The 4,828-nt window shown below is 68.4% G+C and carries 6 protein-coding genes; 4 read left to right on the forward strand and 2 right to left on the reverse strand.

Annotated features, from left to right (window positions below; all coding sequences use genetic code 11):
- Positions 1-520: 520 nt before the first annotated feature.
- The 3 genes from GWI24_RS40365 to moaA all read left to right on the forward strand — a co-directional run bounded on the left by GWI24_RS40365 (position 521) and on the right by moaA (position 3,585).
- Entirely contained in the window at positions 521-877 is a 357-nt protein-coding gene (locus GWI24_RS40365; RefSeq protein WP_051572843.1) for a DUF485 domain-containing protein, read from the forward strand.
- The gene (locus GWI24_RS40370) at positions 874-2,493 is read left to right on the forward strand and encodes a cation acetate symporter (RefSeq protein ID WP_210950996.1); all 1,620 of its coding nucleotides are present in this window, start codon (positions 874-876) and stop codon (positions 2,491-2,493) included. The genes GWI24_RS40365 and GWI24_RS40370 overlap by 4 nt, the downstream gene beginning before the upstream one ends.
- 102 nt (positions 2,494-2,595) lie before the next feature.
- On the forward strand, positions 2,596-3,585 hold the full coding sequence (moaA, locus tag GWI24_RS40375) for a GTP 3',8-cyclase MoaA (protein ID WP_210950997.1): 990 nt from the start codon (positions 2,596-2,598) through the stop codon (positions 3,583-3,585).
- On the opposite strand, the gene GWI24_RS40380 is transcribed toward moaA, so the two are convergent.
- Together GWI24_RS40380 and GWI24_RS40385 are read right to left on the reverse strand one after the other, a co-directional pair.
- Positions 3,586-3,825, reverse strand: coding sequence for a hypothetical protein (locus tag GWI24_RS40380; RefSeq protein WP_210950998.1), 240 nt, complete (start codon positions 3,823-3,825; stop codon positions 3,586-3,588).
- Positions 3,826-4,018: 193 nt separating this feature from the next.
- Positions 4,019-4,408, reverse strand: a complete 390-nt coding sequence (locus GWI24_RS40385; RefSeq protein ID WP_210951000.1) for a DUF3099 domain-containing protein — start codon at positions 4,406-4,408, stop codon at positions 4,019-4,021.
- Between the two features lie 216 nt (positions 4,409-4,624).
- On the opposite strand from GWI24_RS40385, the gene GWI24_RS40390 reads away from it, so the two are divergent.
- On the forward strand, positions 4,625-4,828 hold a 204-nt coding region (locus tag GWI24_RS40390; RefSeq protein WP_210950999.1), incomplete at its 3' end, for a GlsB/YeaQ/YmgE family stress response membrane protein.

Genomic DNA, 4,828 nt, shown 5'->3' on the forward strand with positions numbered 1-4,828 from the left:
ACGCGGAGCCCCCGGGCGCGGGCGGCGGTCCGGCGGGCCGCGTCAACGGCGGCGGTCCGGCCGGGGTCATCCGCACAAGCGAATGTGCGCGCCCTCGCGGCGCGGCTCCCGCGCGCCGCCTCGATGCCCCGGGACGCCGCGGAACCGGGGCAGAGGCGGTGGGGAGCGGTGAGGGGGTGGTGCGAAGCCGACGGGCCGTCAAAAGCCCGCTGTCCGGGTCTTGGAGGAGCCGATCTCAGATGAGCCATGGGGTCTCCACTTCATCCTTACGGGCCGCCCGAAAGCCGTCCGCGGCTGGGCGGGTACATGACGAAGGAAGCTATCGCTGATCAAGGTCGGACATCAATGCATTCCGGAAGAAAACCCGCCACAGTACCCGGAGCCGATCCCTCCCCCGAATTCTTATCCGTCTTTCAATCAACCGGCCCCTGTCGTACGGGTCCACGCCGCCCTACCATGCGTGATCTGGATCACTCGCCGCCGTATTCATTCCCGTCGGACCCACTCACCAGGAGAGACCGTGGATACCGCACCGGCCAACGATCGCCCCGACGATCAGCGGCAACTTGACCGTTCTGCCTACGCCGAGGTCCAAGCGAGCGCGGAGTTCGGCGAACTGCGCGGTGCCCACCGCTCGTTCGCCTTCCCGCTCACCATCGCGTTCGTCAGCTGGTACCTGCTCTACGTCCTGCTGTCCAACTACGCGGACGGCTTCATGGGCACCAAGGTCGTGGGCCACATCAACGTGGCCCTGGTGTTCGGGCTGGCCCAGTTCCTGACCACCTTCCTCATCGCCTGGTGGTACTCCCGGCACGCCGCCGCCAAGCTGGACCCCCGCGCCCAGGCCATCAAGTCCCGTCTGGAGGAGCGCTCATGAGCCCCCACCTGCTCGCGGCCGAGAGCGCCTCGGACAACCGGCCGCTGATCGTCACGCTCTTCGCGGTCTTCGTCCTGGCGACCCTGGCCATCACCGTCTGGGCGGGCCGGCAGACCAAGAACGCCACCGACTTCTACGCCGGCGGCCGCCAGTTCACCGGCTTCCAGAACGGCCTGGCCATCTCCGGCGACTACATGTCCGCCGCGTCCTTCCTCGGCATCGCCGGCGCCATCGCGCTCTCCGGCTACGACGGCTTCCTGTACTCGATCGGCTTCCTCGTCGCCTGGCTGGTGGCCCTGCTGCTGGTCGCCGAGCCGCTGCGCAACTCCGGCCGCTTCACGATGGGCGACGTGCTCGCCTACCGGATGCGCCAGCGCCCGGTGCGCACCGCCGCGGGCGTCTCCACCATCGTCGTCTCGATCTTCTACCTACTGGCGCAGATGGCGGGCGCGGGGGTGCTGGTCTCCCTGCTGCTGGGCATCACCAGCGAGGCCGGGAAGATCCTCATCGTCGTCCTCGTCGGCGTCGTGATGATGCTCTACGTCACCATCGGCGGCATGAAGGGCACCACCTGGGTGCAGATGGTCAAGGCCGTGCTGCTGATCGCGGGCACGCTGCTGATCACCTTCCTGGTGCTGCTGAAGTTCAACTTCAACATCTCCGACCTGCTGGGCGAGGCGGCCAAGAACAGCGGCATCGGAGAGTCGTTCCTGGAGCCGGGGCTGAAGTACGGGGTCAACGCCACCACCAAGCTGGACTTCATCTCGCTCGGCATCGCCCTGGTCCTGGGCACCGCGGGCCTGCCCCACATCCTCATCCGGTTCTACACCGTGCCCACCGCCCGGGCCGCCCGTAACTCGGTCAACTGGGCCATCGGCATCATCGGCCTCTTCTACCTGATGACCATCGCGCTGGGCTTCGGCGCCGCCGCGCTGCTCAAGCACGACGACATCATCGCCTCCAACAAGTCGGGCAACACCGCCGCCCCGCTGCTCGCCGAGGAGATCGGCGGCGGACCGGACTCCACGGGCGGCGCCATCCTGCTCGCGGTGATCTCCGCGGTGGCGTTCGCGACGATCCTCGCCGTGGTCGCCGGGCTCACCCTCGCCTCCTCGTCGTCCTTCGCCCACGACCTGTACGCCAACGTCATCCGCAAGGGCAAGGCGACCCAGGAGGAGGAGATCTCGGCGGCGCGCTGGGCCACCGTCGGCATCGGCACCGTCGCCGTCGTCCTCGGGGTCTTCGCACGAGATCTCAATGTCGCCGGACTCGTGGCACTGGCCTTCGCGGTCGCCGCCTCCGCCAACCTGCCGACCATCCTGTACAGCCTGTTCTGGAAACGGTTCACCACCCAGGGCGCGCTATGGTCCATCTACGGCGGACTGATCTCCTCGGTCTTCCTGGTGCTCTTCTCGCCCGTCGTCTCGGGCAAGGAGACCTCGATGTTCCCGGACGTGGACTTCCACTGGTTCCCGCTGGAGAACCCCGGACTGATCTCCATCCCGCTGGGCTTCCTGCTCGGCTGGCTGGGCACCGTCGTCTCCAAGGAGCAGCCCGACAAGGAGAAGTACGCCGAGCTGGAGGTGCGCTCGCTCACCGGGCACGGAGCCCACTGACCAGCCACTCCCACCCGCGCGGCCCCTCCATGTCACACCCGTCGCGTACGCTGCGAGACAATTGAGCAGTGCACGCACGCCAACCGCGGAGGGGCCGCCACCATGCTGATCGACACCTATGGTCGCGTAGCCACCGACCTGCGTGTCTCCCTGACCGATCGCTGCAATCTGCGCTGCACCTACTGCATGCCGGAAGAGGGCCTGCAGTGGCTCGCCAAACCGGATCTGCTCACCGACGACGAGATAGTCCGGCTGATCCGGATCGCCGTCACCGAGCTCGGGGTCACCGAGGTCCGCTTCACCGGCGGTGAGCCACTGCTGCGCCCAGGCCTGGTCGGCATCGTGGAGCGCTGCGCGGAGCTCGACCCGCGCCCCCGGATGTCGCTCACCACCAATGGCATCGGTTTGGAGCGCACCGCCCAGGCCCTGCGCGACGCGGGCCTGGACCGGGTCAATGTCTCGCTCGACACCCTGCGTCCGGAGGTTTTCCAGGCCATCACCCGGCGCAGGCGCCATGACGATGTGCTGCGCGGCCTCGACGCGGCGCACACCGCCGGGCTGACCCCGGTGAAGGTCAACGCCGTGCTGATGCCCGGGCTCAACGACGACGAGGCGCCCGAGCTGCTCGCCTGGGCCCTGGAAAGGGGCTATGAGCTGCGCTTCATCGAGCAGATGCCGCTCGATCCGCAACACGGCTGGAAGCGCGACGGCATGATCACCGCCGGGGACATCCTGGCCAGTCTGCGCACCCGCTTCACCCTCACCCCCGAGGGCGAGCAGGATCGCGGCTCCGCGCCCGCCGAGCGCTGGCTGGTCGACGGCGGCCCGGCCCGGGTCGGCGTCATCGCCTCGGTCACCCGCCCGTTCTGCCGCGCCTGCGACCGCACCCGGCTGACCGCCGACGGGCAGGTGCGCACCTGCCTCTTCGCGCGCGAGGAGTCCGATCTGCGCGGAGCCCTGCGCTCCGGCGCCCCGGACGAGGAGATCGCGAGGCTATGGCGGTTGGCGATGTGGGGCAAGAAGGCCGGCTCCGGGCTCGATGACCCGTCGTTCCTCCAGCCGGACCGGCCGATGTCGGCGATCGGGGGCTGATCACTCGTTCTCGGTGGCCGACCATTCCTCCAGCGTCACCACGTCCTTGAGGAAGCCCCGCACTCCGAGGAACTCCGAGAGATATTCGCGGTGTTCCTCGCAGGCGAGCCAGGTCTTGCGCCGCTCCGGAGTGTGGATCTTGGGGTTGTTCCAGGCCAGCACCCATACGGCGGGGGCGTGGCAGCCCTTGGCGGAGCAGATCACGGTGTCGGTCTCGGCGGCGGTCTCGCTGGTGTTCACGCCGCAGACTCTACGAAAAGCCCGCCGGACATGACGACGCCGGGCAGCCACGGGGGGAGCCGCCCGGCGTCGGTCGGTCGCTCCGACGGGGGATGCGGAGCGCGTACGCAGTATGTCACGAGGGATGGGGCCCGGTGCACCGGTACTGCACTATTGATCTGAGGTTTTCTTGAGCTTACGGAAACGTGGCAGGTCAGCCACGCTCACCGCGTCCAGGCTCGCTGATATGTCCGACGTCCTCCGGGACGGATTCCGCCCCATGGGGATCGCTCGGCTCCTCTCCGCGCCCGGCGATCAGCATCGGACGGGGCGGGGTCGGGATAAAGGTGGTGGGTAGCGAAGTGGCGTTCTCCCGGCCCGCGTTGGCTATCACGACCGCGATGTAGGGCAGCACCGCGCCGAGCACCAGGGCCACGATGGCCACGTGGCGCTCCACGTTCCACAACACCGCCGCCAGCACGACCGCGACGGTCCGGACCGACATCGAGATCACATAGCGGCGCTGCCGGCCGCGTACGTCGTCGGCCAGCCCCTGCCGCGCTCCGGTGATTCGGAAGACCTCCGCATCGCCGTGCTTCCGCATCACGTTCCACCACCTGATCGCCGAGCGGGCTTCCCCCGCTCTGGGACGTACTCAACGTTACGCCGCGCCTGCTGTCGGTTCGAGACCGGGGCACCCTGATGGGTGTCGTCTCCGGCTACGCCAGAGGGCATATCGGCCCTCCGGCGTGCGCCGTACCCGAAGTGGCCGAACACTGGAAGGGATGTGCATCTCCTCGCCGCGTGTCAGGGAGGCGACATGAACTGGCTATGGGCGATCGTCGTGGGCTTGATCCTGGGTGTGATCGCCAGGGCGCTCCTGCCCGGCAGACAGGCCATTCCGCTCTGGCTGACCTGCGTCTACGGCATCCTCGGCGGCATTCTGGGCAATGCGGTGGCCGGCTGGATCGGGGTCAGGCACACCGAGGGCTTCGACTGGATCCGGCATCTGCTGCAGCTGGTC

Source organism: Streptomyces sp. MK37H (genome assembly GCF_018035285.1).
Lineage (GTDB): Bacteria > Actinomycetota > Actinomycetes > Streptomycetales > Streptomycetaceae > Streptomyces > Streptomyces endocoffeicus.